Here is a 23538-nt window from a genome sequence, read left to right as displayed (position 1 = left end):
CGACGAAGGGAACACCATGACCATCGCCACCTTCGCCCTTGAGGATCTCAAGCGGATCCTGCTCGAGGGCGCCGGCGCCGACGAGGGCGTCGACCTGGACGCCGACATCCTCGACACCCGCCTCGACGACCTCGGCTACGAGTCGCTCGCGCTGCTGGAGACGGGCAGCCGGATCGAGCGCGAGTACGGCATCTCGCTCGACGAGTCCGCCCTCATCGAGGCGCCGACGCCGCGCGTACTCATCGACCTCGTCAACGCCCAGCTCGCCGCCGGCGTCTGAGAAGGGGTACACCATGCCGCAGGAACCGCGACGCGTCGCCGTCGTCACCGGTGCCACCAGCGGGATCGGCCTCGCCGCCGCCCGGCTGCTGGCCACGCAGGATCACCGGGTGTTCATCGGCGCGCGCAGCGCCGACAACGTCGCCGCCACCGTCAAGCAGCTGCAGGAGGAGGGCCTCGAGGTCGACGGCACCGTCGTCGACGTCCGGTCGCAGGACGCGGTACAGGCGTTCGTCCAGGCCGCGGTCGACCGCTTCGGCGCCGTCGACGTCCTGGTCAACAACGCGGGCCGCAGCGGGGGCGGCGTCACCGCCGACATCGCCGACGAACTGTGGGACGACGTCATCGAGACCAACCTCAACAGCGTGTTCCGGATGACCCGCGCGGTGCTCAACACCGGCGGCATGCGGTACCGCGGCTACGGCCGGATCATCAACATCGCCTCGACGGCCGGCAAGCAGGGCGTGGTGCTCGGCGCGCCGTACTCGGCCTCCAAGCACGGCGTCGTCGGCTTCACCAAGGCACTGGGCAACGAGCTCGCGCCGGCCGGCATCACGGTCAACGCCGTCTGCCCCGGCTACGTCGAGACGCCCATGGCGCAGCGGGTCCGGCAGGGCTACGCCGCCGCGTACGACAGCAGCGAGGAGGCCATCCTGGAGAAGTTCCAGAGCAAGATCCCGCTCGGGCGCTACTCCACCCCGGAGGAGGTCGCCGGCATGGTCGGCTACCTCGCCTCCGACGCCGCCGCCTCCGTCACGTCGCAGGCCATCAACGTCTGCGGTGGCCTCGGCAACTTCTGACCGACCCAGCCGACCAGAGGAGTAGAGCAATGCGTGAGGTGGAGCACGAGATCACCGTCTCGGCGCCGGCGGAGGCCGTGTACCGGCTCATCGCCGAGGTGGAGAACTGGCCGCGGATATTTCCGCCGACCGTCTACGTCGACCATGTGGAGCGCGGCGAGCGCGAGGAGCGGATCCGGATCTGGGCCACCGCCAACGGCGAACCCAAGAACTGGACCTCGCGCCGGACGCTGACGCCGGAGCGGCTGCGCATCGACTTCCGCCAGGAGGTGTCGACACCGCCGGTGGCCGCGATGGGCGGCGCCTGGATCATCACCGCGCTGACCGAGGGTGAGTCGCGGGTCCGGCTGCTGCACGACTACCGCGCCGTCGGCGACGACCCCGCGGGCCTGGCCTGGATCGACGAGGCCGTGGACCGCAACTCGCGGGCGGAGCTGGCCGCGCTCAAGACCAACGTCGAGCTGGCGCACCTGGCCGCGGAGCTGACCTTCTCCTTCGAGGACACGGTCCACGTCGACGGCTCCGCCAAGGACGTCTACGACTTCGTCAACGACGCCGGGCTCTGGCCGGAGCGGCTGCCGCACGTCGCCTCGGTGCGCTTCGCCGAGGAGACGCCGGGCCTCCAGAGCCTGGAGATGGACACCCGCGCCAAGGACGGCTCGACGCACACCACGAAGTCGTACCGGGTGGTCTTCCCGCACCGGCGGATCGCCTACAAGCAGACCACCCTGCCGGCGCTGATGAGCCTGCACACCGGCTACTGGACGTTCACCGAGGTCGAGGGCGGCGTGTCCGCGTCCTCGCAGCACACCGTCGTGCTGAACAGCGCGAACATCGAGCGGGTCCTCGGCGCGGACGCGACGGTCGCCGACGCCCGGGACTACGTCCGCGACGCGCTGAGCACCAACAGCCGCGCCACCCTCGGCCACGCCAAGGCCTACGCCGAGACCGCCCGTTGACCATGGCCGAGGACACCCAGGTGATCATCGTCGGCGCGGGGCCCGTCGGGCTGCTGCTCGCGGGCGAGCTGCGGCTCGGCGGCGCCCGGGTCGTCGTGGTCGAGAGCCGGGTCACGCCGACGACGGAGTCGAGGGCCTCCACCCTGCACGCCCGCACCATGGAGCTGTTCGACAGCCGGGGCCTGCTGGCGGCGCTCGGCGATCCGCCGCGCGACCACCGCGGACACTTCGGCGGGATACCGCTCGACCTGGGCCAGCCCAGCCGCCACAGCGGGCAGTGGAAGGTGCCGCAGGCCCGCACCGAGCAGGTGCTGCAGGAGTGGGCGGTGTCGCTGGGCGCGCAGGTGCGCCGCGGCGCGACGCTGACCGGGGTGCACGACGACGGCGCGGCCGTGCACGCCACCATCCGTACGGCGCGGGGCCGGAGCGTGCTGCGGGCGCCGTACCTGGTCGCCTGCGACGGCGAGGACAGCACGGTCCGGCGGCTGACCGGGGCCGAGTTCCCCGGCCGGCCGGCGCACCGCGAGCTGCTGCGCGCGGACGTCGCCGGCGTGGAGATCCCGGACCGCCGGTTCGAGCGGCTGGCGCCGGGGCTGGCCATCGCGGCCCGCCGCCCGGACGGCGTCACCCGGGTGATGGTCCACGAGTTCGGCCGGCCCGCCGGTCAGCGCACCGGGCCGCCCGGGTTCGGCGAGGTCGTCGACGCCTGGAAGCGGGTCACCGGCGAGGACCTCAGCGGCGGCACCCCGCTCTGGGTCAACGCGTTCGGCGACGCCAACCGCCAGCTGCGGCACTACCGGCACGGCCGGATCCTGTTCGCCGGCGACGCCGCGCACCAGCAGATGCCCGCCGGCGGCCAGGCGCTCAACCTCGGGCTCCAGGACGCGGCGAACCTCGGCTGGAAGCTGGCGCTGGAGGTGGGTGCCCGGCCGCCGGCCGGCCTGCTGGACAGCTACCACCGGGAACGCCACCAGGTCGGTGCGCGGGTGCTGGCCAACATCCGCGCACAGGCGCTGCTGCTGCTCGGCGACGAGGAGGTCGACTCCGTACGGGTGCTGCTGGGTGAGCTGCTCGCCGAGGAGGGCAACCGGGACCGGCTGGCGGCGATGATCAGCGGCCTGGACGTGCGGTACCCGCAGGAGGACGGCGACGATCCGCGGCTCGGCCGCCGGATGCCGGAGCTGACCTGGCAGACCCCGGACGGCCCGGTCGGCACGGCGGCCCTGCTCCGTGCCGGCCGGGGAGTGCTGCTCGACCGCTGCGGGCGGCCGGGCGGCCCGATGTCCCGGATCGGCCGGCCGTGGGCGGACCGGGTCGACACGGTGACGGCGCGGCCGGCCGGCGACGCCGAGTTCGAGGACCACACCGCCGTCCTGATCCGGCCGGACGGCTACGTCGCCTGGATCGGTGCCGACGTGCACGGCGCCGAGGAGGCGCTGCGGCGCTGGTTCGGCGCGGCCACACCCGAGGGGTGAGGCGACCAGTTGCGTACACCCGAAGCCCTGGAGGGACGAGATGGAGAAGAACAACGCGGACCCGCACGTGATCGTCGTCGGCGCGGGCCCGACCGGCCTGATGCTCGCCGGCGAGCTGCGGCTCGGCGGCGCCCGGGTCACCGTGGTGGAGCGGCTCGCCGAGCCGACCGGGCAGTCCCGGGGCCTTGGCTTCACCGCCCGCGCCATGGAGGTCTTCGACCAGCGTGATCTGCTGCCCCGCTTCGGCACGCTGGAGAAGAGCCCGATGGGGCACTTCGGCGGCGTGCAGTTCGACTACACCGTGCTGCCCGACGGCCACTTCGGCGCCCGCGGCGTGCCGCAGTCGCTGACCGAGTCGGTGCTGGAGGAGTGGGCCGTCGAGCTCGGCGCCGACCTGCGGCGCGGCTGGGAGCTGCTGGAGCTGGCGCAGGACGACGACGGCGTCGGGATCGTCGCGGCGACGCCGCACGGCGTCCAGCGGCTGCGGGCGGATTACCTGGTCGGCTGCGACGGCGGGCAGAGCGGGGTACGCAAGGCCGGCGGCTTCGACTTCCCGGGAATGCCCGCCACCCGGGGCATGTACCTCGCCGACGTGGTGGGCTGCGACCTGCGGCCCCGCTTCCTCGGCGAGCGGCTGCCCGGCGGCATGGTGATGGCGGCGCCGCTCGGCGACGGGGTGGACCGGATCATCGTCTGCGAGCACGGCACGCCCGCCGACGACCGCTCCTCGACGCCCAGCTTCGCCGAGGTCGCCGACGCCTGGGAACGCATCACCGGCGAGTCGATCCACGCGGGCAGCGCGAAGTGGGTGAGCTCCTTCACCGACGCCACCCGGCAGGTCGGCGAGTACCGGCGCGGGCGGGTGCTGCTCGCCGGCGACGCGGCGCACATCCACCTGCCGGCCGGCGGGCAGGGGCTGAGCACCGGCGTGCAGGATGCGGCCAACCTCGGCTGGAAACTCGCCGCCACCGTCGCGGGCTGGGCGCCGCCGGGGCTGCTCGACACCTACCACGACGAGCGGCACGCCACCGGCGCCCGGCTGCTGATGAACACCCGGGCGCAGGGCATGGTCTTCCTCGGCGGCGCCGAGGCCGATCCGGTACGCGCGGTGCTCACCGAGCTGATCGGGATTCCCGAGGTCAAGCGGCACCTCGCCGGGATCGTCAGCGGTCTCGACGTCCGGTACGACCTCGGCGGCGATCACCCGCTGCTGGGCCGCCGGATCCCGCCCCGGCCGCTGGCCGGTTCCGCGGGCGGGACCAGCACGACGCGGCTGCTGCACCCGGCTCAGGGCGTACTGCTGGATTTCGCCGACGATCCGGCGCTGCGCGCGGTCGCGGCCGGCTGGAAGGACCGGGTGAACGTCGCGACCGTGACCGCCGAACCGGACGCGGGCCTCGGCGCGGCCGCCGCCGTCCTGGTGCGGCCCGACGGGTACGTCGCCTGGGTGGCCGGCGGCGCCGAGGACCTGCCGGCCGCGCTGGGCCGCTGGTTCGGGGCGCCGACCGGCAGCGCCGCGCCGTGAGCACGGCGACCCGTGCGCCGTCGCGGGGCGCCCGCCGCGTCACGCTGGACGGCGCGGGCATCACCCTGTCGGCCCTGCTGAGCGAGCCGCTGCGCACGCCGCCGCGGGCGACGGTGGTGGCCCTGCACGGCGCCGGGATGAGCGCCGGCTACTTCGACGGCGCGGCCCATCCGGACCAGTCGCTGCTCACCCTCGGCGCCGAGCTCGGCTGCACGGTGCTCGCGGTCGACCGGCCCGGTTACGGCGACTCCACCGCCGTGCTGCCCGAGGGCCAGACGCTGCGGCAGCAGGCCCGCACGCTGCGGGCGGCGCTGGCGGACTTCACCGCGCGCCACGCCGTCGGCGCGGGCATCTTCCTGCTCGCGCACTCGTTCGGCGGCAAGCTGGCGCTGACGTGCGCGGCGTACGAGCCGCCGGACGGGCTGCTCGGCATCGACGTCTCCGGCTGCGGCCACCGGTACGCCATCGCGCCGGAGCACGTCGCCGACGCGCTGGAACGCCGGCTCTTCACCCTGCACTGGGGACGGCTCGGCCTTTATCCGCCGAACACGTTCCGCTCCAGCGCCACGGTGGTCGCGCCGATGCCGTCCCGGGAGCGGGGCGCGGCGGGCCGGTGGCCGGACGACTTCACCGACCTGGCGCCGCGGATCCGGGTGCCGGTGCGGTTCACCTTCGCCGAGCACGAGTCGTGGTGGCGCCACGACCGGCAGACCCTGGCCGACCTGGCCGGCCGGCTGACGTCGGCGCCGATCGTACGGGTGGACCGGCAGCCGGACGCGGGCCACAACATCAGCCTCGGCTGGGCGGCCCGCTCCTACCACCTGCGCGCGTTCGCGTTCCTGGAGGAGTGCCTCGGCCGCCGCGCGCCCGCCACCGACGAGAACGGAGGAACGCCATGCTGAGCACGCAGTCCGCCGCCGGGACGGGCGACCGGCTCGAGGAACTGAGCCGGGTCAAGGAGTCCGCCCGCGGCGGCGACCCCGGCGCGACACAGCGCCAGCACGCGAAGGGCAAGCTGACCGCACGGGAACGCGTCGAGCTGCTGCTGGACCCGGGCAGCTTCACCGAGGTCGAGACGCTGCGCCGGCACCGGGCCACCGGCTTCGGGCTGGAGGCGAAACGGCCGTACACCGACGGTGTGATCACCGGCTGGGGCACCGTCGACGGCCGGACCGTCTTCGTGTACGCCCATGACTTCCGCATCTTCGGCGGCGCACTGGGCGAGGCGCACGCACAGAAGATCCACAAGATCATGAACATGGCGATCTCGGCCGGCGCCCCGCTGGTGTCGCTCAACGACGGCGCCGGCGCCCGGATTCAGGAGGGCGTCTCGGCGCTGGCCGGGTACGGCGGCATCTTCCAGCGCAACACCCGCGCGTCCGGCGTCATCCCGCAGATCAGCGTGATGCTCGGCCCCTGCGCGGGCGGGGCGGCGTACTCGCCCGCGCTCACCGACTTCGTGTTCGCCGTCCGCGACATCTCGCAGATGTTCATCACCGGCCCGGACGTGGTCCGCGCGGTGACCGGCGAGGAGATCAGCCAGAACGGCCTCGGCGGCGCGGACGTGCACGCCGGGGTCTCCGGCGTCGCCCATTTCGTGTACGACGACGAGGCGACCTGCCTCGCCGAGGTGCGCTACCTGCTGTCGCTGCTGCCGGCGAACAACCGCGAGCTGCCGCCCGCCACGGCCGGCACCGATCCGCCGGACCGGCGGCTGGACGCCGTGACCGGCATCGTCCCGTCCGACGGCAACCGGTCATACGACATCCGCCGGGTGATCGAGGAGATCGTCGACGACGGCGAACTGATGGAGGTGCACGCGGCCTGGGCGACGAACCTCGTCTGCGCGCTGGCCCGCCTCGACGGCCGGGTGGTCGGCATCGTGGCCAACCAGCCCGCCTCCCTGGCCGGGGTCCTCGACATCAAGGCGAGCGAGAAGGGCGCCCGGTTCGTGCAGTTCTGCGACTCGTTCAACATTCCGCTGATCACCCTCGTCGACGTGCCGGGCTTCCTGCCGGGCGTCGAGCAGGAGCACGAGGGCATCATCCGGCGCGGCGCGAAGCTGCTGTACGCCTACTGCAACGCCACGGTGCCGCGGGTCTCGGTCGTGCTGCGCAAGGCGTACGGCGGCGCGTACATCGTCATGGACTCGCGGTCGATCGGCGCCGACATCGCCCTGGCCTGGCCCGGCAACGAGATCGCGGTAATGGGCGCCGAGGGCGCGGCGAACGTCATCTTCCGCCGGGAGATCGCCGCCGCGGACGACCCGGAGTCGATGCGCCAGGAGAAGATCCGGCAGTACCGCAGCGAACTTGTCCACCCGTACTACTCGGCCGAGCGCGGACTGGTCGACGACGTCATCGACCCGCGCGACACCCGCGACGCGCTGTGCCGGGCGATGTCAATGCTCGCCGCGAAGGCGGCCGACCTACCCAGCCGCAAGCACGGCAACCCACCACAGTAGGAGGACACCATGTTGGATTCATTGCGACTGCACCGGGGACGGCCCGACGACGAGCAGTTGGCGGCGCTGGTGGCGGTGCTGCGGGCGCGCGAGACCGCGCCGTCCGCGACCGCCGCGCCGGCCGCGCCGGCCAGGTGGCGGCCCGATGGCTTCGCCGATCCTCGGGCGTGGCGCGCGGCTGGCCCGACGATGCCATGATGGCGCGATGGTTGATCATCGGGATCTCGAGTGGGACGGCTGCCTGAACGTACGCGATCTCGGTGACCTGCCGGCGGCCGACGGCGGGCGGACCCGGCCGGGCGCGGTGGTGCGCGGCGATCACCCGCGATACCTGACGCCCTCGGGATGGGCGGCGCTCTGGGACTATGGCATCCGTACCGTCGTGACGCTGGAGACCGACAACGCGCCGCCGGACGCCAACGTCGGCATCCGGGACCATTTCGACGTGCGGGATCACCGCCCCGGGCTGACCCAGGTCCGCGTCGGGATCGAGGACGGCGGCGACGCCGAGTTCATGGCGCGGTGGGCCGAGACCGGCCTGTGGGGCACGCCGCTGTACTACGCGGACGCGCTGGAACGCTGGCCGCAACGGCACGCCCGGCTGGTGGCGGCGGTCGCGCACGCCGCGCCCGGCGGGGTGCTCCTGCACTGCGCGCGCGGCTGCGACCGTACCGGAATAGCCGCTCTCGTCCTGCTCGCCCTCGCCGGGGTGGCACCGGCCGACATCGCGGCCGACTACGCCCGCAGCGCGCCGCGGCTCGCGCCGCGCGAGCCGGAGTACCGGAAGTGGCTCGACGCGACCCTCGCCGAGCGCGGCACGTCGGTGACCCGGGTCGTGACCGAGGTCGCCGCCGCGCTCGACGTGGCCGCCTACCTCCGCCGCGGTGGCCTGACCGACGCCGACATCGGCCTGGCCCGCGGCCGCCTCGCCGGCTGACCGTCCCACTCGGTTTCCCGGATCCCGAGTGCGGGCCGGGAAACCGAGTGGATCCGGGTCAGCGCAGGCGCCCGCTCACCGCGGCGTAGGCGTCGACGATGCCGCGGCCGTAGAAGCCGTTGAACCGCTCGCCGCCCTCGCACAGGGCGTCGTAGGTGGCGTCGCGACCCTCCTGCGCGTAACTCCGCAGCCGCGGTTCCGGGCAGGCCTTCCTGGCGGCGGTGCGGTAGAGCTGCCGCTCGACCCGGTCGGGCGACATCGTCAGCCCGCCGCGCCAGCGGTCGCGCGTGCCGAACCTGCTGGCGATCAGCGCCGCCACCCCGGCGGCGTGCGGCGAGGCCATCGAGGTGCCCTGCAGGTACGTGTAGTAGCCGCAGGCGCCGGCGGCGGTGCATTCCTTGAGGACGGTCGCCTCGTTGCCGGCGGTGATGTTGCCGGCCGCGTCGACCTTGCCCTGCTCCTTGAGCACCTTGACCGGGTACGACGAGAGGATCATGTTGCCGTTCGTGCGGTAGGCCGGCGTGCCGAAGCCGTCGCGGAACCAGCCGCCCGGCGCGGCGACCGAGATCTGCTCGCGGCCGTAGTTGGAGTAGTCGGCCTTCTGGCCCGTGGGCCCGACCGACGAGACGCCGATGACGTGGGGTCCCTCGACGGGCAGGTCCCAGCAGGTGTCGTTGTCGATCGGCCGCGGCTTGGCGGCGTCGGCCGGGTAGTCCGGGCTGGACGTGTCGGTACGCGGCTTGCCGAGGTCCTCGTTGTTGTTACCGAGGGCGCCGACCAGGGTGACGCCGCGGCGGTGCGCGTACGACAGCGCGCGCTTCATGCCCTGGATGATGGCCCGCTGCTCGGCCTGCTGCTCCGCGGTGTCGGCCGGGTTGCCGACGCAGTTGTACAGCCACGGGTCGATGTAGAACGACATGTTGACCACGTCGAGGCCGGCGTCGCCGGCGTAGGTGAGCGCGTTGACGACCGGCTCGAGGAAGAAGTAGCCGGAGTCCTGGCCGCCCTTGAGCTCGACCAGCGTGATGCCGGGTGCGACGCCGGAGATGCCGAAGCCGTCGGCGGCCGCGCCGATCGTGCCGGCGACGTGCGTGCCGTGGCCCTGGTCGTCGGTGCCGACCGGGTCGAGACACCCGTCGACCTCACAGGGGCCGTCGACGTCGACCAGGTCCGGTGCGAAGTTGCGCGAGAGCCGCCGGCTGAAGTTGGGCGCCAGGTCCGGGTTGCCGGCGTCCAGGCCGGTGTCGAGGACGCCGACTGTGATGCGCCGGTCGCCGGCCTCCTTCTTGCGCGCCCGGTCAGCCTTAATCATCTTCAGGCCCCAGAGCTTGTCGTCGAGCGGGTCGCTCTTCGAGGAGTGCTTGCCCTGCGTTGAGTGCTTTTCCGAGACGGTGGCGGTCGGGCTCTCCCGCTCGATCAGCTTGTCGGCCTTCGGTGCGTGCCCGATGGCCTTGCGCTCGCTCGCCCCGATCAGCGCGGGCGCGGCGGCGGCCTGGGCGCCGAAGTCGGCGCGCGGCGAGGTCACCCGGTACACGCCGACGGCGTCGTTGCGGCCGACCACGGTGCCGCCGGCGGCGGTGATCGCCCGCACGGCCGCATCGGCCGACGTCCCGTCCTCGGCGACCACTGTGTATTCCGTCGTGGCCGCCGACGCCGCCGGGGTGGCGACCGCCGACCCGCCGGGCGCGGTGACCAGGAATGCCAGACCCGTCGCGGTGGCGACGGCTCCGGCGATGAGGCGTCTTCTCATGGAACGCTTCCCTCCGATGCGATTGACGGTGTCATCACATCCGATCCGGATCACGTTTCAGCATCTATACCGTTAAACATGTAAATGTATGCGCGTATTGCACGCGAGGGCCGCCCCGGCGCCGCGGTCGGGGCGGCCGCCCGCGGTTCAGGAGCGGCGCTGCCGCGAGCGGGACCGCGCCGCGGGCCCGGTCCTGCTGTCACCCCGCCGTCGGCGGGAGGTGCCGGGCGACGCCACGTAGACGGCGGCCAGCAGCAACGCGATGACCAGGACGGCGCCGCCCATGGTGATCACATAACGCACCGTACCGCCGTCCAGCGCCCACGCCCCGGAGATCACCAGGATCGGCGCCGAAGAACTCAGGAAACCACCGGCCGTCAGCAGGCAGGCGATCACCACCCGCGCGCGGTCTCCGTCGGTGTGCTTGTCTGGCCCGTGGCCATTGGTTAGGTTACTCATGTCCCGCTCCTCATTGGGCTTCCCGCACAGGGTGTCTGGGGATCCGGACGTGACGGCCCGCCTGCCAGCGGGCCGTCGTCACGCCGGCATGACTGACTCGCCGTCCTCCTCTCCACTCGGCGGCAGTGCCGCTCCGCTCGGCAGGGCCGCTCCGCTGGGCGGCAGGGCCGTTCCGCTCGGCAGGGCCGCTCCGCTAGGCGGCAGGGCCGCTCCGCTCGGCAGGGCCGCTCCGCTCGGCAGGGCCGCTCCGGTCGGCGGCAGGGCCGCGAGGACCGACGCCACGATCCGCGCCGGGGTCTGTGTGGCGTCCAGGGCGACGCCGGCCTCGCGGTCGAGCGGCTCCAGCGCCGTGAACTGCGAGGCGACAAGCGACGCCGGCATGAAATGGCCGGGCCGGGCGGCCACCCGCCGCGTGGCGGTCGCCTCGTCGAGCACGAGATGAACGAACCAGGCGCGTGGCGCGGCGGCCCGCAGCAGGTCGCGGTAGCTCCGCTTGAGCGCCGAGCAGGAGACCACGACGCCGGTGCCGGCCCGGGCCTGAAGATGGTCGCCGATCGCGGCGAGCCACGGCAGCCGGTCCTCGTCGTCGAGCGGCCGGCCGTCGGCCATCTTCGCCACGTTGGCCGGCGGATGGAACACGTCGGCCTCCGCGTACTCCAGCCCGAGACGCTCCGCCAGGAGCACGCCGATCGTGCTCTTGCCGCACCCGGCGACGCCCATGACGACGACCGGCACGGTCGCGCTCATCGCTCGTCCCGGCGCAGCAGCACGCCCGCCACCGCGCGGTGGAACGGCTCGCGGTCCGCCTCCCGCATGCCGCCGAGATCGAGCTCGTGCAGCGCCCGCCCGAGCGCGTCGAGCAGGTCGGGATTGCTCAGATAACCATTGTGGAACTCCGCGAGCACGGCCCGGGCGAATGTCTCCGCCGCGTGCGGGAGGCCCTGCTCGATCGCGTACGCCAGTCCGAAGTGGAACCAGAGCGCGAGCGGCTCCGGCCGCCGGGGGAAGCGCTTGCGGCTGCCGGGCACCGGATCGAAGGACCGCTCGTCGCCGGGTGTGTCGCCGTACGGCCGCGGCGCGCCGGCCCACTCCTTCTCGATCCGGAAGTTCACGGCCCGGGTCACCTGGTCGACGAGGCCGCTGAACATCTCGTTCTGCGAGCCCTGCAACAGCATCCGGTGGAACTGCTCGTCGACCCGGCGGTACCGCTCGCGGCAGGCGAGGCCGACGTCGGTGAGATCCTCGAACTCGGGCGCCTCGCCGATCGACTTGAACTCCAGCGCGAGGCTCACCAGGTCGCGGCACACGTCGGCGGAGGCCCGCTGCGCGGCCAGGAGCGCCGCGCGCGGCTCGACGGCCTCGCGCAGCTCGGTGAGCGAACGCATCTGGAACCGGGGCGCGATGTCGAGCCGCCACTCGATCACGTCCCGGTCGAAGACGTTCCACCGGTCGATCGGCTCGACGGTCGCCCCGGTGCGGGCCTTGAGCGTGATCAGGCCCTTGTGGTGGAGGACCTGGAGGATCTCGCGAGTGAGCGGGCGACTGCACCCCAGCAGGTCGATCACGTGCTCGATGCGCAACACATCACCGGGCCGAAACCCCCGATCCCCCGAGACGATGTGCTTCCCGATCTTCACGATCCCGGCGCGCCGCGGACCGACGCCCGACTCCTCGAAGTCCTCTTCAGAGAGCGTCATGGGTGCAATGTAGTCAGAGAGCCTCCTTAAAGCCAGGCTTAAGACGCCGGTTTCAGCGGTTCATTCATGACGAGATGCGTCCTAGAGCCTGCCGCTTAGATCATCAGGGTTGCGAAATATCGTCCTGGCTGGGCAAACGCTGGATGCACCCGCGCGGACCCCGCAAACCCGAAAGGGGTTACTGCTTCGGCGGGTTCCTCCGCGATCGCCCAACCCGGCCGGGACGATGATGTCCGAAACTCGACGGATCCCGTCGCCGGCATCCTCCTGGCTCGCGCCCGAGGGCAATGCGACCGCCGTCGCGCTGGGTTGATCGAGCCACATCGTCGGCCGGGCGGCGATCGTGCGTTTCTCGCCGGCGAATTCCACCGCCTGTCTGTGCGCGACGTGGACATCGAATTCCGCGGCATTCATGCCGACGGCGGCCGGGTGATCGTGGAAGAGACCATGACGGCGACGCTGGCCAACGGAAATCATTACGCCAACGACTACTGCTTCGTCTTTGAGCTCAGGGATGGACTGATACACCGGGTCCGCGAGTACATGGACACGGCACGCGGCCATCGCACGATCTTCGGCACGGGGCCGGTCGGGCGGGGTGAGCTGACCGCCTTCGGCCTGTTGTGCTGCGCCTCCCGGCAGCTGAACTCCAAGCTCGCCGACGTCGCCGGCGAGGCGAGATGCCGACCTTGGTCCTGGTTCGGACAGGCGGCCGGGCTGCGGCGGACCCCTGTCCGAAACGGGACCTAGAACGGTGGCCGGTTGTCGATCTCCATCCAGCGCTCGGGGTGTCCGATCGGCGCGAACCCGGCCTTCGTGTACACCCCGTGGGCGTCGAGGGTCGCCAGCATCACGCGCTTGATGCCGTGGCGCTCGGCCCACTCGACGGACCAGTTGGCGAGCATGGTGCCGAGCCCGCGGCCCCGGTGGCTGGGATCGACATAGACGTCACAGAACCAGACGAAGGTCGCGTAATCGGACACGACGCGCGCCACCGCGGCCTGCCGCCCGTCGGGGGTGTAGACGCCCACCGGGACCGAGTTGGCGAACGAGCGCTCGACGACCTCGCGCGTGCGACCCTTGGCCCAGTAGGCGTCGGTGGTAATCCACCGTGCGACGTGGTCCATGTCGAGGTCGGCCGGGTCTTCGCTCAGTCGGTAGTCGCTCACCCGACCATCCTCACGGCCCAAGTTCGATCAAGAAAGTTCCAATCGTGAACGGGTGGCCTCGGCCGCTACCGCTCATTCCGAGATCTGTGCACTGCCGTGGGCCGCGCTGGGCCGATTACTGTGCGCCGCTCTTCGGCGGTGGCGTGACAGAAGGCGGCGATGACGTGGGGGACCACGGTGATCTCCTGGCCCGGACTGCACGAGCCCTCACGCACGAGACCGTTCGCGATCTCTGCCGCCTCCTCGGCCGTCACCGTGAACCCGCTCGACGCCGGTGGCGGTCTCCGCGACGTGCGGATCGCAGCCCCGCACTGCCGACGCACGCACCACCGTGCGGGCGACGATCACGCCCGCCGAAACCCCGACCGGCACCCGGCTACGCCCTCGCCGCCGGACGGGAAGCGCGGCTCTCATGCCGGAGCGTGCACGATGGGCCGGTCGCCTCCCCACATCTCCACGACCGTTCCGCCGACTCCGTCGTGGATGAGGTCCAGGACAACGGCGACGACCTCGGCGGGGGAATCAGCGGGCGGGATACGGCACGTTCATCGGCGCTCATGGAATGCCGCTGAGCGTGAGCTCGGCCGAGCCCGATCCAGTCCGGCGCCACGCACATCACCCGGATCCCGTGGGTGCCCGCCAACCGCCCCGGCTCGCGGTGAAGCGGATCCCCGAACTCCCGCGCAACCGCCACGCCGCGATCAATGTCCCGACGGTCCCTCACATCGGCACACAACGCCCGGGCCGGCACCCGAGCGCCGGCCGGGTCGGGCCGCTCATCGCGATCACGGCGGCCTCAATCGACTTCGCGCCCGCCGCCCAGCCGGCCCATCGACATCCGCCGCGACAACGCCGCAGCCGGCACGGCCCAGCCCAAGCGCGATCTCGAGCCCCACCCCCACCGGTGACGATCGCCGTGTCGGTCATGATCAGGCACCCCCGCAAAGCCGTCCGTCGTGGTCGGCATTACCCACCGACCCACCGCCTATGACGCCGACGACCTGACAAACCGGCACCCCATCGAACCGACCACGGAGCGCGTCCGGTAGCCGCGTTTCGATTAACTGGACTGACCAGAGATCTTGCAAGGAGCGGTTAGGTGTCCTTGCCGCCGTACCGTCGTTCATACTGCGACCATGATCAACCGGCACCTCGGCAACGTCGGCGGGCTCACGGTGGTCGCCACGCTGGCTGCTTGCCTACTTGCAGGCTGCGCCTACGACCAGCCGGGACACGTGAGCTGTTCCAACAGCGAAGAACAGCGGGTGACAGTTCTGGCGCAGCTTCCGATCCTGGACGTGCGGCCCCCGTCCACCGAAGCCGCCGGCGCGTACTCAGGGTGTGGAGTGGATGACTCCGGCGACGCGGTCGCTTCCCGCGCCGGTCAGCGCTACCGCAGCAAGTTGGCGGAGCCCGAGATTCGATCCTTCTACTGGGATGAGCTGATGAGGGAGGGCTGGCGCAATGCCTCCACGGCCATACCTCAGGAGGTGGCTCCGTCGCTCGCTTTCCAACGCGGCATATCGTGCCTGGTCAAAAACATCTCCGGCACACGGGCTGCGTTCACCATCTCGTTCGACCCGCCGCCGAGTACGTCGCCGTCTCCCGCGCCCGTGACATACGCCATTCAGGCGACTGACCAAGACGCCGAGTATCTCGAGTCCCCCTGTTGGCCATCGGCCTAACCGCCAGCCCGTCCGCCGTCGACACACATTCCGTGGAGCGGGCCTCCCCTGCGCGACAAGGTGGAGCGCCCAACAGGATGAGCCCCACCGGTTGCGCCCTCATGCCCGTCCAACGAGACCAATCTTCGCATCATCGTGCTGATCAACATCGATTCAGCAGATCGTGTTAGGAGCAGTTGGACTCGCTGCCGTCAACAACAGGGCTGCGAAGATCGCCGGAATCCGCCGCGCTATGACGGCCTCGCCGCAGACCGGTCTCTGCCGGATTCGAGTAACTGTGCGTGAGGGATGGATCTGCTCCACCCTGCCTTGCCTGGCGGCGCGCGCTCATGCCGTCGAGAATGCATCCGCCGGGCCGCCGCAAATGCTCCATGTGCATGAGTGGCTCGGCGGATTTTCGCCATAGCTCTGGGCGAGGTGTGGATTCGGAATCGCCGGAGTGGTGGAGATCTGGTATTCCGATGATTGCCGACTCGGGTGGGAGTCGCGATGGTTCGATGTCGCCCGCTGACGTGTTTCAGCCGGTGTCGCCCGCCCCCGCGGGTCGGGCTGCTGGCGCCGGCCCGGGGTGGCCTGTCCGGCGGGTGCGGGAATCGCGGCCGGTGCCGGTCCGCGAGTTTCGCCCGGCGGCTGTGCTCGCCCGCCGGGCATCTGTGCGCGGATCTGGCTGGGCTGTCGTGTTCGCCCGCCGGGCATCTGTGCGCGGATCTGGCGGGGCTGCCGTGTTCGTTCGACGGGCATCTGTGCGCGGATCTGGCGGGGCTGCCGTGTTCGTTCGACGGATGCTTCTGGGCAGGTGCCGTCTGGACAGAGGGCCGGTGGGCCGGGGTGTGTCTGGGCGGGTTGCATCTGGCCGGTGGTTTGGTTCGGCGGGTGGTGTGCGGTGGGTTTCGCCTGGCCAGTGGCTTTGCTGTGCTGGTGTGCCTCGGCGGGTTCCGTCCGGGCTGAGGCGGTGTGGTTGCTGTTCTGCTGGCTGGGGAGCTGTGACCGATTGTGGTGGGTCGCGGTGGTGCGGTCCGGTGCCGGGCGTCGGGTCGGCTCGGCATGGACGAGTCTGGCTGGGTGGGTCGGCTGCGGGTTCTTCGGGTGCTGCTCGTCCGGGCCTGTCGCGGCGTGTTTCTCGGGTTGGTCGCGTAGCTGGTGCAGGCGCCGGGCGTGGCGTTGAGTGAGGCCCCATGCGCGGTGTCGCTCGTGGGTGCGGCGGAACTCGTCGCGCTCGGGGGAGTAGTTGCGGGATGCGGTGCGGTCACGCATAGCGGCCAACTCGCTGGTGGTGAAGAATTGGAGTTGCCGCATGGACTTATTATCCCGGAGCGCCCGACGTTTGTCCTTTCCGATCCACTTTCGATCATGCCAACTTATCGGCAGAGAGCGCAGAGTGATGAATGGCTTCGTGATTAGACGAACGCCATAATAATGCGAGGACAAGACCAGCTTTCGTCCGCCTCGAGCGCGCTGGCGTTCGGCGATGTCAGTGACTCATCGTGAGCAATTTTGAGCTCGGGAGCCTCGCTGACTTTTACTGATGCTGCGGGCGGTGATGGCGGCCCGCTGGTTCCACAGTGAGCACACGGGCGAGAACACTGAGCCGGTGACCGGCGGGTTGGCCCGGCCGTGCGCCGAGTCGAACCGGCGAATCGGGCGATCTCGTGGGCCGGTCTTTCCGCCCGGGGCGGGATCCAGCAGGATTTGCGCATGATCTCCGACGTTCACCGGCTGCGGCGTGCCTTCGACGAGGCCGAGTTGCGGGCCGACACCGGCGCGTTGAACGCTCTGCTTGCCGAAGACTTCAGGTCGATCGGGGAGCAGGGGCACGTGCTCGACAAAGCACAATGGATCGGCAAGTTTGCCGAGTTCTCCTATGCGGGCCTGGAGAGCAGCGACGTCGAGGTGTGCTGCTACCCCCACGCGGCGATCGTCCGGTGTGTTCAGCGCAGCCACTCGACCTGGCGCGGGCACGAGATGGCGCTGGTCGTCCGGGCCAGCCAGACCTGGGTCGAGCTGCCGGAGGGCTGGCGGCTGGCCGGCATCCAGTTCAGCACCCTCAGCGGTGCCTGAGGGACGACATTCGGCCAGGCGTGCGCCTGCCGGGATGGCCGCGGATCGTGGTGAGCGAAAGCCGCGGTGAGTGGGTGGCCGCGGTGAGTGGGTGGCCGCGGTGAGTGGGTGGCCGCGGTGAGTGGGTGGCCATGGTGAGTGGGTAGCCGCAGTGAGCGGGAGGCCATGGCGGGCGAAGCCATGGTGAGCGGGAGGTTGTGGTGAGTGAAAGTCGTGGTGGCGGCGGGTTAGGGCTTCAGGCCGGTTAGGCGGGTGAGTGCGGCGAAGCCGTCGTCGGTGCCGGGCCAGTGGCGGCGGAGTGCGTTCAGGCCGGCGTGGCGGACGGTGGAGCGGAGCACGGCGATGGCGATTATGGCGTCGTCGGCGTAGCCGAGGATTGGGATGAAGTCGGGGATCAGGTCGAACGGCATGGCCAGGTAGGCCGGGAGCAGGCCCAGTCGGATCCGGACGCCGCGTGGGAGGGTCGGGTCGGCGGAGAGTCGGCGCAGCAGGCGTAGGAGGTCGGGTAGGAGCCGTAGCGCCTCTTTGAGCTGGGCTTTGGCGGGTTTCGCGGCGAGCAGGGCGATCAGCAGTGCGATCCAGGCGATCAGCAGCGCCACTGCGATGCTGATCAGGATCTGCCACCACCAGGCCATAGCCGCTGATGGTTCCAGATCGGGACGCGGAGCGGTGGAGCGTCGGAGAAAACACCGGACGCCCCGAAACGAGACGTCCGGTGGCGCCGCGAAGTGCGGCACCACCGGACGGGTGTTCTCAGCGGGTCGTCGCGGTCACCGATCGGCCGGGGCCGGCGCCGGCCGTGTTGACCGCCTGGATGGTGCAGCGGTAGCGGGTGCCCGAGCGGGCGCCGCGGGTGGCGGTGATCGTTCGGGCGCGGGCCGTGCCCGGCGTGGTGGTCACGGTGGGTGTGCCGGTCGCGGTGCCGTTGGGGTTCAGCCGCTGGCAGGTGATCCGGTACGCGGTGACCGGTGCCCCGCCCGTCGACGACGGTGCCTTCCATCGCAGGGTGGCGGTGATCGGGCCGCCGGCCGCGCCGCGGGTCGCGGTCGGTGTGCCGGGGGTGCCGGGTACGGTCCGCGGCTGGATCTTCGCCGAGGTGGCCGACAGTGCGCCGGCGCCGATGGTGTTCACGGCCCGGACCTGGAAGCGGTACGCGGTCCCGTTGGTCAGGCCGGTGACCGTCAGCGCGGAGGCGGTGGCCGCCGCGGTCCGGATCTTGCCCACCCGGGCGCCGGCCGAGTTGAGCACCTGGATCTCGAAGCGGGTGATCGGTGCGCCGCCGTGGTCGGCCGGCGCGGTCCACCGCACGATCGCCAGCCCGTTACCCGCCGACACCGTTCCGATCTCGGGCGTGCCCGGGGTGGTCTGTTCGGCCGGCGGTCCGTCCGGGTTCTCGGTGACGGGGGTGTCCGGGGTGCCGGGATCGGCCGGATCGGTGGCGGCGACGGCCGTGACGGCGTTGGAGATCGTCGAGAACTCGCTGGCGCCGGCGGCGTTCACCGCGCGGATCCAGAACCGGTACGACTGTCCCGGCACCAGGTAGGCGAACGTGAGCTCGGTGGCGCCCGGCCCGGCGACGTCCACGTCGAGCGGGATGCCGGTCTCGGCGTCGAGCGCCTGCACCTCGTACCCGTAGATCGCGGTGCCGCCGTCGCTGGCCGGCGCCGTCCATCGGACGGTGACGGTCCCGTTGCCGGCAGTCGCCGTGCCGATCACCGGCGCACCCGGCGCGACCGGCGTCACCGGCCTGGTGGGCGTGACCGGCGGGGTGGTCGGGGTGACCGGCGGGGTGGTCGGCGTGACCGGCGGGGTGGTCGGCGTGACGGGAGGGGTCACCGGAGGGGTGACCGGCGGGGTGGTTGGGGTGACCGGCGGGGTGACGTCGGCCGCCTTGGGGGTGACGGGTTCGGACGGGCCGACGAACTCGCCCGGGCCGTCCGCGGTCACGGCGCGGACCCGGAAGGTGACCGGCACGCCGTTGGTGAGGCCGTTGACGACCAGGCTCGTGGCGTCGGCGGGCGCGTCGATCAGCCGCACCGCGGTGCCGTCGTTGACCTCGACCTGGTGGCCGGTGACGATCGCGCCCGAGGTGTTCTCCGGCAGCGTCCAGACGACGGTTGCCTTGGCGTCGCCGGCGAGGGCGGAGACGCCCGAGTACGCGGTCGGCGCGGTGACCTCGACGGTCTGGTCGGCGAACGCCAGCCGCTCGATGTTGCGCAGGGTGTCGGTGCCGTCGGGGCCGGACACGATCAGCGCGTCGCCGACCGGGGTCACGGCGTACTCGTCGCGCAGGCCGGAGAAGACCGCGGTGTCCTGGCCGGCGGCCGGGGCGGTCAGGATCTCCCGGACCGTGACGATGTCGCGGGGGTTGATCCGGCCGGCGAACACGTCCGCCTGGAGCTGCCTCATGCTGCCGACCGTGCGCAGCTCCTTGCCGTCGGCGTCGCGGACGCTGAGCCGGACGTTGAGGTAGCGGTCGCCGTCGATGACGTCGTCGCCGCCGCGGCCCTCGATGGTGTCGTCGCCGGCGCCGCCGAGCAGGATGTTGCCCTCGCCCCAGACGTTGCCGCTCAGTGCGCAGGGGCGGCCGGTCTGGTTGCCGACGGCGGAGGCCGCGGTCGGCAGGCTCGTGATGATCCGGTCAAGGCCGGCGATCCGGGCGATGCCGGCGGCGTCGAGGGCGTCGCAGCCCAGGAAGCCGGCGCCGCCGACGGTGGACGGGATCACGTCGTCGCCGCGCAGGATGTCGTTGTGCGCGCCGCCGGAGAGCGCCTCGACCTCGTTGTACCGGTCGCGGACGCCGGCGGCGAGGATGTCCAGCGGGATCAGCGGGAGGTCCAGGTCGGCGTCGACGCTCTGGTCGTCGCCACCCTGGTCCGGGCGGGACGCGATGGACCAGTCGTAGCCCGAGCCGCCGGCGTTCTTCTCGATGCCGGGGCCCTGGACGCCGATGTCGTCGCCGCCCTCCATGTCGTAGTCGTCGTCGCCGCCCTGGCCGATCAGCACGTCGTGGCCGGGCTTGTTGGAGTCGTCGAGGAAGAACAGGTTGCCGCTGTCGCCCTGGAGCAGGTCGGGGGAGTCGCCGCCCTCGGCCCAGTCGTCGCCGGCGTCGCCCCAGAGGGCGTCCTCGCCCTCGCCGGCGAAGAGCAGGTCGTCGCCCTCGCCACCGAAGGTCAGGTTGGCGTTGGCGCCGCCGTTGGTGAAGTCCCGGCCGTCGCCGCCCAGGATGAGGTCCAGGCCGGGGCCGCCGTCGATCGCGTCCTCGCCGGGTCCGCCCTTGGAGATGTCGTCGCCGCCGAGGTCGGTGAGTACGTCGTCGCCCTCGCCGCCGAGCGCGATGTCGTTGCCGGCGCCGCCCTCGATGACGTCGTCGCCCTCGCCGCCCCAGACGGTGTCGTTGTCGTTGCCCGCGGCGACCCGGTCGCGGTAGTCGGTGCCGGCGAAGACGGACTGCGCGTTGATGCCCGGCTTGTCGACGCCGTTGCGGGCCCGGTACTTGATCGTCCCGTCCGGCATCCGGATCAGCAGCGCCTTCTCGTCGCAGGCCGAGGCGGGGTCGTCGGCGACCAGGTTGCCGTAGCGCTCGTACCCGGCCACGGTGCCGGCCAGGTGCGCCAGGTCGAACGCGCAGTCGGCGGTGGCGAACGAGTCGGCACGCAGGCTGTGCGCGCTGGTGGTGCGCCCGATCAGCTCGGCGAACGAGTTGCCCTCGAGCTGGCTGCGCAGGTTCATGCCCGGCGTACGGGCCAGGTAGTAGAGCCGGTCGCCGTTCTGCAGCCGGGTGAGCTGGTTCTCGAAGACGTAGTTGAACGTGCTGCCGAGCAGGCCGCCGAACGGGTTGGTGGTCTCGGCGAGCCCGCCGATCCAGAGGTCGACGGAGTCCAGCCCGGTGTTCGCGGCGGTCCACGCACCGGTGGCGTTCATGAACGCGGCCGCGTCGGCCGGGGGCGTGTCGCCGTCCTGCGGGTCGACGAGCGCGCGGGCCGCGGCCCTCTTGGCGGCGAGGTCGCCGGCCGCGACGATCGTCGGGTGCTTGCCGTACGCGGCGACGAAGTTGACGAGCGACTCGGGGTGCTTGAGGTTCTCGCCGAGGTCGACCCAGCTGACGTACGGGGCGAGCTGGCCGTCGTTGGTCCGCTCGTGCAGGGTGCGCCGGAAGACGTTCAGCGACGGCACGCCCTCGGAGCGGCCCCGGGCGATGTTGATCGCGGCCAGGTCCATCGGCAGGCCGAGCAGGTTGCTGCGCAGCGTGTCGGTCATGAACTCGTCCAGCTCGTTGCCGACCTGGCCGGACATGCCGCGGACGATCTGGCCGGCCGCCTGCTCCGGCGTCAGCGTCCCGCCGTCGGTGTACGCGGGCGGGTTGAGGAAGCCGTCGAGCAGCGACATCGAGGCGTCCGAGCCGTCCTCGCGGGTACGGGCGATGCGCTCGTTGAGCATCGAGTGGCCGAAGCGGTAGACGGCGTGCGCGAACTCGGCGTAGATGGCCGGGTTCAGCTCGGTCTGGGTGAACGCGAACGGCTGGAAGGGGTTGATGCCCGGCTGGATCTTGCGGGCGAACTCCTCGAAGACCAGGTGCTGGTACTCCATCTCGTTGACGAACCGGGCGGCCTGGAAGATCCGCTCGCCGTTCCAGGCGTCGCCGATCTGCCACTCGGCCAGCGCGGTGCCGTCGTCGGTGAGCACCCGCTCGATGTCGCCGACGAGCCGGTTGTGCTCGGCGTGGAAGATGTCGTGCACCGCGGTGAGGCCGATGTTCTCGTTGACCCGGCCGTCGCCGGCGATGTAGTGCGCGTCGAGCATCTCGTCGTCGTACGTGCCGGCGGGCTGCTTGGTGAAGTCGGCGCTCGCGGTGTCGTCGTCGTCCGGCTTGGGCGCGACCGGCGCGGTGGCCGGGTTGTGGTCGGTGTCCTGCGGTGTCGGGTCGGCGTGGTGCGCGATGTCGGTCAGGAACGGCGTGTCGAAGTGCAGCACGTCGGCGGGCACCCGGACCGGGTTCGCGGTGTCGCCCTCGACCAGGCCGGAGCGGGTCACGTACTGCGGCAGGCCGCGGGCCGGGCCGGGCACGAACCGGCCGTACGGGTCGGCGAGGATCATCGGCACGTTGAGGGCGTCCGCGTCGCTGAGCTTCAGGCCGAGCAGGGTGCGGGACTGGATCTTGGTGTCCGCCCAGGTGGGCAGGCCGCCGAGCGGGCCGGACAGCAGGTTGCCGGTGGAGACCGGGCGGCCCTGCGCGTCGTTGACGTACTCGCGCAGGAAGACCTGGTGCGCCGCGTGCGAGGTGTACGCCTGCGAGTTGTCGACGTACGGGGTGTCGGTGTTGACCGCGTCCTGCACGTCGTCGGCGGTGCCGAGCTTGCCGTCGGCGCCGGGCTGGTTCGCGGCCCGGGTGAGCACCATGAACCGCATCGACGGCGCGACGTACCGGGCGTCGCCGGGCTTCGGGTCGTCGGCGTTACCGGGTACCCGGTCCGGGCCGGCGATCAGCGGGTCGTCGGCCTTGAGCGGCACGATCACGGTGCCGCCGCCCTTGACGGTCTGGTCGATGCCGTGGTCGAAGAACTGCCCGAAGAGCGTGAACCACGAGTTGTACGGCGCGGACAGCCCGACGTCGGTGGTGACGTTCGGGATGAACAGCGTGCCGCCGTCGTTCGCCGGCGTGGTGGCGCCGCCCTGCGAGCGTACGGGCCGGTTGGCCGCCGCGACGGCCGCCGGGTTGGCCGCGGTCTGGTCGGCGATCAGGTTGCTGATCATCCGGGGCTGGGCGTCGACGACGGTGTTGTTCGCGCTCTTGTCCGCGTACGTGGTCGGGAAGGACGGGCTGCCGGGGCCGAACAGGCCGGCCGGGGCGGTCTCGGCCGCCCGGAAGTCCTTGCCGGCCATCCGCGGGAAGGTCTGGTCGGCCGCGCCGAACCGCTGCTGCCCGGCCGTGAGGTTGGTGCAGGTCCCGTCGACCGTGCGCAGGCCCTGCGACACCAGCGGGCTGGACAGCTGGTTCGGGCCGGTGCCGACCAGGGCGCCGCAGGGGCCGGTCGCGCTCGTGGTGTTCGCGACGTGCGCCTCAGCGATCTTGATCTGCTTGAGGATGTAGGCCAGGTCGGCGGGGGTGACGGTGAATCCCTGGCCGATCGGCCCGGCGCTGGCCGGGGTGGCCACCACGACGGTGGCGAGCAGGGTGGTGAGCAGGGCGCTCACTGCGGTGCGAAGCGGGAGCCTCATTACGCGCATCTCCGGGGGAGTCAGGGGAAAAGCGTTGAATTCGCACATCTTGGGCACCGCCG

The 23538-nt window shown here is 71.7% G+C and carries 19 protein-coding genes; 12 read left to right on the top strand and 7 right to left on the bottom strand.

All coding sequences use genetic code 11. The features are described 5' to 3' along the window. Nucleotides 1–16: 16 nt before the first annotated feature. From BJ971_RS24945 to BJ971_RS24905, 9 genes are read left to right on the top strand one after another with little or no spacing between them, the layout of a single operon-like run. On the top strand, nucleotides 17–280 hold the full coding sequence (locus tag BJ971_RS24945) for an acyl carrier protein (RefSeq protein WP_184995637.1): 264 nt from the start codon (nucleotides 17–19) through the stop codon (nucleotides 278–280). Nucleotides 281–293: 13 nt separating this feature from the next. After that, nucleotides 294–1079, top strand: a complete 786-nt coding sequence (gene fabG / locus BJ971_RS24940) for a 3-oxoacyl-ACP reductase FabG (RefSeq protein ID WP_184995636.1) — start codon at nucleotides 294–296, stop codon at nucleotides 1077–1079. A 29-nt stretch (nucleotides 1080–1108) separates the two neighbouring features. Continuing rightward, the gene (locus BJ971_RS24935) at nucleotides 1109–2038 is read left to right on the top strand and encodes an aromatase/cyclase (protein WP_184995635.1); all 930 of its coding nucleotides are present in this window, start codon (nucleotides 1109–1111) and stop codon (nucleotides 2036–2038) included. A 2-nt stretch (nucleotides 2039–2040) separates the two neighbouring features. Then, nucleotides 2041–3513: an FAD-dependent monooxygenase gene (locus BJ971_RS24930; RefSeq protein ID WP_184999080.1), complete on the top strand. Its 1473-nt coding sequence runs from the start codon at nucleotides 2041–2043 to the stop codon at nucleotides 3511–3513. A gap of 40 nt (nucleotides 3514–3553) precedes the next feature. Then, on the top strand, nucleotides 3554–5038 hold the full coding sequence (locus BJ971_RS24925) for an FAD-dependent monooxygenase (RefSeq protein WP_184995634.1): 1485 nt from the start codon (nucleotides 3554–3556) through the stop codon (nucleotides 5036–5038). Then, the gene (locus BJ971_RS24920; protein WP_184995633.1) at nucleotides 5035–5940 is read left to right on the top strand and encodes an alpha/beta hydrolase; all 906 of its coding nucleotides are present in this window, start codon (nucleotides 5035–5037) and stop codon (nucleotides 5938–5940) included. The genes BJ971_RS24925 and BJ971_RS24920 overlap by 4 nt, the downstream gene beginning before the upstream one ends. Next, nucleotides 5937–7502: an acyl-CoA carboxylase subunit beta gene (locus tag BJ971_RS24915; protein ID WP_438839539.1), complete on the top strand. Its 1566-nt coding sequence runs from the start codon at nucleotides 5937–5939 to the stop codon at nucleotides 7500–7502. Before BJ971_RS24920 ends, BJ971_RS24915 begins: the two co-directional genes overlap by 4 nt. A 9-nt stretch (nucleotides 7503–7511) precedes the next feature. Beyond that, a complete protein-coding gene (locus BJ971_RS24910; RefSeq protein ID WP_184995631.1) occupies nucleotides 7512–7700 on the top strand; it encodes an acyl-CoA carboxylase epsilon subunit in 189 nt (62 codons plus the stop codon). Nucleotides 7701–7707: 7 nt separating this feature from the next. Further along, nucleotides 7708–8439 (top strand): tyrosine-protein phosphatase, encoded by a 732-nt coding sequence (locus tag BJ971_RS24905; protein ID WP_184995630.1) that lies wholly within the window; start codon nucleotides 7708–7710, stop codon nucleotides 8437–8439. Nucleotides 8440–8497: 58 nt separating this feature from the next. Here BJ971_RS24905 and BJ971_RS24900 read toward each other — a convergent pair whose 3' ends face one another. From BJ971_RS24900 to BJ971_RS24885, 4 genes are all read right to left on the bottom strand, one after another. After that, nucleotides 8498–10189, bottom strand: a complete 1692-nt coding sequence (locus tag BJ971_RS24900) for a S8 family serine peptidase (RefSeq protein ID WP_184995629.1) — start codon at nucleotides 10187–10189, stop codon at nucleotides 8498–8500. 147 nt (nucleotides 10190–10336) lie between these two features. Continuing rightward, nucleotides 10337–10648 carry a hypothetical protein gene (locus BJ971_RS24895; protein WP_184995628.1) on the bottom strand — a complete coding sequence of 104 codons (312 nt, stop codon included), beginning with the start codon at nucleotides 10646–10648 and terminating at the stop codon, nucleotides 10337–10339. Nucleotides 10649–10726: 78 nt separating this feature from the next. Then, a complete protein-coding gene (locus BJ971_RS24890; protein WP_184995627.1) occupies nucleotides 10727–11395 on the bottom strand; it encodes a gluconokinase, GntK/IdnK-type in 669 nt (222 codons plus the stop codon). Beyond that, nucleotides 11392–12345, bottom strand: coding sequence for a FadR/GntR family transcriptional regulator (locus tag BJ971_RS24885; protein WP_184995625.1), 954 nt, complete (start codon nucleotides 12343–12345; stop codon nucleotides 11392–11394). Before BJ971_RS24885 ends, BJ971_RS24890 begins: the two co-directional genes overlap by 4 nt. A 309-nt stretch (nucleotides 12346–12654) precedes the next feature. Here BJ971_RS24885 and BJ971_RS24880 point away from each other — a divergent pair, with 309 nt between their 5' ends. Further along, nucleotides 12655–13095 (top strand): nuclear transport factor 2 family protein, encoded by a 441-nt coding sequence (locus BJ971_RS24880; protein WP_260415164.1) that lies wholly within the window; start codon nucleotides 12655–12657, stop codon nucleotides 13093–13095. Here the strand turns inward: BJ971_RS24880 and BJ971_RS24875 are convergent. Then, nucleotides 13092–13472: a GNAT family N-acetyltransferase gene (locus BJ971_RS24875; RefSeq protein WP_184999079.1), complete on the bottom strand. Its 381-nt coding sequence runs from the start codon at nucleotides 13470–13472 to the stop codon at nucleotides 13092–13094. The two genes, BJ971_RS24880 and BJ971_RS24875, sit on opposite strands and share 4 nt — an antisense overlap. Nucleotides 13473–14650: 1178 nt before the next feature. Between BJ971_RS24875 and BJ971_RS24870 the strand changes: the two genes are divergently transcribed. Both BJ971_RS24870 and BJ971_RS24865 read left to right on the top strand, forming a co-directional pair. Next, nucleotides 14651–15199 carry a hypothetical protein gene (locus BJ971_RS24870; protein ID WP_184995624.1) on the top strand — a complete coding sequence of 183 codons (549 nt, stop codon included), beginning with the start codon at nucleotides 14651–14653 and terminating at the stop codon, nucleotides 15197–15199. Between the two features lie 1695 nt (nucleotides 15200–16894). Beyond that, nucleotides 16895–17257, top strand: a complete 363-nt coding sequence (locus tag BJ971_RS24865; RefSeq protein ID WP_184995622.1) for a nuclear transport factor 2 family protein — start codon at nucleotides 16895–16897, stop codon at nucleotides 17255–17257. Between the two features lie 227 nt (nucleotides 17258–17484). Here the strand turns inward: BJ971_RS24865 and BJ971_RS24860 are convergent, their stop codons facing one another. Both BJ971_RS24860 and BJ971_RS24855 read right to left on the bottom strand, forming a co-directional pair. Further along, the gene (locus BJ971_RS24860; protein ID WP_184995621.1) at nucleotides 17485–17892 is read right to left on the bottom strand and encodes a YkvA family protein; all 408 of its coding nucleotides are present in this window, start codon (nucleotides 17890–17892) and stop codon (nucleotides 17485–17487) included. A 118-nt stretch (nucleotides 17893–18010) separates the two neighbouring features. Continuing rightward, nucleotides 18011–23476 (bottom strand): peroxidase family protein, encoded by a 5466-nt coding sequence (locus tag BJ971_RS24855; RefSeq protein ID WP_184995620.1) that lies wholly within the window; start codon nucleotides 23474–23476, stop codon nucleotides 18011–18013. Nucleotides 23477–23538: the final 62 nt, after the last annotated feature.

Source organism: Amorphoplanes digitatis (assembly GCF_014205335.1).
GTDB classification, from domain to species: domain Bacteria; phylum Actinomycetota; class Actinomycetes; order Mycobacteriales; family Micromonosporaceae; genus Actinoplanes; species Actinoplanes digitatus.
The sequence above is the reverse complement of the archived record's forward strand: the minus strand, read 5'-3'. Positions and strand labels throughout refer to the sequence as shown.